We start from the raw sequence: 3,732 nt of genomic DNA, 5'->3' as shown, positions 1-3,732 counted from the left end.
CCATATAATATTCTTCATCTTCTTTAGCTGCATTCTGTAATCTAGTGATTATTTCATCTTTTGTGGCTGAATCAATTTTTTCTGTATATAATCTATATTATTGTAGTTCATAATTTTAGCTCCTTGATAGTTTTTATTGCATATTCCACTCATTCTTCCAATGTATTTCCCAAATTAAGAAATTATTCCACGAATAGAGTCATATCCCCATTAATACAGCATTCATCATGGTATAAAAAAACAGCCTATTGATGAAATCCAATAAGCTGTCTTATATTTAGAGTGTTAGATTTTTATAGTTACTTACTATGCTCTGACTTTCTTCTTACGAAGTACAAATGCACAACCAACTAATAATGCAAGTGAACCAATTGCAGCAACCAATGATGTAGTTACATCAGTTGAATCACCAGTCTTAGCTGTACCCTTCTTATCATCAGTTTTAGTTGTTACTGTTGTAGTATCTTTTTTATCTGAATTAGATGGGGTAACTGTAATATTTGGTTTTTCTGAATCAGATGGGTTTGGTTTTTCTGGTTCAGTTGGGTTTGGCTTTTCTGGTTCAGTTGGTTTTGTTGGTTCAACTTTCTTAACTGGAGAAGTCATCTTCCATAACTGTGTTCCATAGAATGGGTTAGCTGTACCAATAGCCATCCAATCATCACCTGTTGCGAAAGCACGTAGACCATGGTTATATGGGTCACCAAAACCATTTGTAGTAATAGTTGTGAATGATTCACCATCAGCTGATGTATACATATCAAATCCACGCTGAGCTTTAGAAAGATATTTTAATACCTTACCAAATGCGATTAAGTTATCCTTCTTAGTGATTGTCATGAAATCTTCAAATAATTTCTTTAATTTTTCAGGAAGCTGAGAAGAAATCTGTGTGTAGTATTCATATACTTCAGCATATTCATCTGCGAATTCCTGAGAAGCTTTTTCATCTAAAGAAGATGATAATGGATCTAATCCTGAAACCATAGTAATAGCATTATTTGATGCTTCATCACTTAAGCTATTTGCTTTAATAGAGCCATCTTCAAGACCTTCTACAAGTGAATTAATCTGATCATCAGTAAGTTTAATAGTTTCTACATTATCATTAGATGTAGCAGATGCGGCCTGTGCCCCACTATATCTCTTAGATGCAGATTCAATCGCCTTCTGTACCTTTTCAGATGCAGTTAAATCAGCTTCTTCAGTATCCTCATCAACCTTAGCTCCATCAGTTTCATTGACTGTAATTGGCTGAGTTGGATATTCAGCGTTCTTGCTTAATACTAATTCAATGAAAACCTTAAGATAATTCATCTGTGATTTCCATTCTTCTTTAGACATTTTTAATAAATCACCATTTGTGAACTGTCCGATAGGCTGTAATAAGCTGCTGCTGTCAAATGTACCAAAGTACATCTTTCCATCAAATACAGTAGACTGCCAGATATACTGGTTTTCATGATGTCCAAATCCAGAACCAAGTCCAGAAATGCCACCTTTAGGGAACATCTTAGTTGCATCACCCATAACAAGTTCCATGTTTTCATCTTTATCCATACGATAAAGACTTACAGACTGTTCTAAGTTCTTAGCTAAGAATTCTACATTCTTTTTAAATACTACATCTTCTAATGCGATTTCGATATCTTCATATTCACCAATATAAAGATGATCATTGTATACTAACATGTTACATGCACCGGCACGTGTACGTTCTGGATCGATACCGAATGTATATTTAGCTCCATCTGCTTTATCACCTACAACTGGTCTCCATGTCCAAGAGCCGTCTGCTTTTTCTTCACCACATACAATCGCAAATGACTGCATTGTATGTTCATCAGGTTTGTTTTCCGGTGTACCAGTACATAAAGCAACATAAAGCTTGTTATTGAATTCCACCATTTCCCAGATAGAACCACCATAGATGCTATCTGTATAATGATATGCAGGATAATTAAATAAATCCTTCTTAGTTGCAATCTTCTTAAATGAAGACTGACCTGCTGATGGGTCTTTAGACTTTAAGATATAAGGTCCATCAACACCTACACAGCTCGCAATGAATTCACCGTTGAATTCTGTCATACCACGGATACCAGTACTGATACCTTGTTTGTATGCAGCACCTATTTCCTGTGGAGTTATACCAGTGTAGACACACTTGATATCATCTGTCTTAGGATTGATGCAGTAAATGCTAGGTAAACCAGATTTTGCACCTTTATTACGTACAGAACCACAGAAATAAAGTTTATCCTTATAACGCATAGCGTTTCTGAAAAGTGGTCCTTTACCATTTAAAGACTGAGACATTAATAATTTAGTTTCACCAGTCTTAACGTTTACTTTTACAAGAATACCATCAGAATCTTCATCTAGAGTACCATCTTCTTTTTCATGTCCATAGAAGAATGTTCCATTGAACATTGCTTTAAGTGCAGCAGTCATAACATCCTTGTCGAACTTATCGCCAAGAGTAGTATCCATTAATGTTAATGTATTACCCATTGCTGCATAACAAGTACCAACATACATCCAATCACCATAAGATGCTGCAGACCAAGCGTAACTCTGTCCCTGATCGCCTTGTCCTGTTGCACCATTTTCCCCAGTGATACCAACATTTCCACCACCTAGGTAATCAACGATACCATCAGGTGTAGATACTGCTTTGTCTGGATGAGATAACTTAGCAAAAGTATAATTACCCTTGCTGTAAGTTACCTTTGGTTGAAATTCAGAAGTATCTCCAGCTGCACTTACGGCAGAAGCACTAGAAAATGCAAGTGTAAGTGCTACGAAAGTTGCCCCAAATTTCTTAAATAGGTTTTTATGCATAATTTCCCTCCTCAATATATATTGTTTTGCATTCCGTATAACAAAATTTTATCATCAATTTTTTTGAATGTAAAGCGTTTGCAAAAAACACAAATTGTACAAAATGACCTATTTGTACAAATAGTTACTTATAAATATTTTGTTTATACCAGTTACTGTTTTAAAATCAATATTCAACTTAAGTTTTTTCATAAAAAAAGATTATCTATTTCATTTAAAATCAATAATATTCGTCATTTTATTTCACTAATACTCAAATATCATAATTAGTGTTTCTCTTTAATTACTTTTACTTTTTATATAATAGTATTACTTAGTGGTGATTTTTAATGCTTTTTTTAGCATTATCATAAATGAATGCAGGATGAATGATTCACTTCCTAGACTAGGTCCTGTGAATGGCTAAGGATATACCATGTAAACAAACTAATTATTCATCAACAATACATACTTCATCTTTAAATAGAATTCTTACCGGTTCTACTAATTTAAAATTCATATCTTCAGATAATCCACCTGCATTATGATGTGCTTTGATATCTTTTTTTTCACCTTTATTAAATAAACCATGATTTACATGGACACATGCCAACTGATGAGCAATCGCTATAATTAAAAGAGCTACAACTACAGAAGTAATCCACTCCTCCTGAAAGTGCAAGAAGAACCTTCTTATCTCCTACCTGTTCTTTAATAAAAGCATGGCAAGAACTGCTTATTCCACTTTAAAAACAATGCATTATAAAATGAATTCCTACTAATGAGGGGTTCATTTTATTATATGTATTCAACTAAAAACCACAATTTAATTATACAACTCTACAATACCATCTTACATAACAATGAAAACATCGAGAAAACCTTGAAAATCAATAATATGGATAAGTA

General features: G+C 33.7%; 1 protein-coding gene and 1 pseudogene. Both read right to left on the bottom strand.

What is annotated here, in order from left to right:
- Positions 1–306: 306 nt before the first annotated feature.
- A complete protein-coding gene (locus ACT8VG_RS08525) occupies positions 307–2,844 on the bottom strand; it encodes a hypothetical protein (RefSeq protein ID WP_444195630.1) in 2,538 nt (845 codons plus the stop codon).
- A 535-nt stretch (positions 2,845–3,379) separates the two neighbouring features.
- Positions 3,380–3,539 (bottom strand): annotated as a pseudogene (locus tag ACT8VG_RS08520) (glutamine-hydrolyzing GMP synthase); the annotation flags it as partial.
- Positions 3,540–3,732 lie beyond the last annotated feature (193 nt).

Origin of the sequence: Catenibacterium sp. (assembly GCF_052354645.1) — a bacterium.
Taxonomy (GTDB): Bacteria; Bacillota_I; Bacilli_A; order Erysipelotrichales; family Coprobacillaceae; genus Catenibacterium; species Catenibacterium mitsuoka_A.
The sequence above is the reverse complement of the archived record's forward strand: the minus strand, read 5'-3'. Positions and strand labels throughout refer to the sequence as shown.

What these genes read in the sequence shown, in the direction of transcription:
- ACT8VG_RS08525 (WP_444195630.1), bottom strand. Translation starts at nt 2,844, where the DNA reads ATGCATAAAAACCTATTTAAGAAATTTGGGGCAACTTTCGTAGCACTT.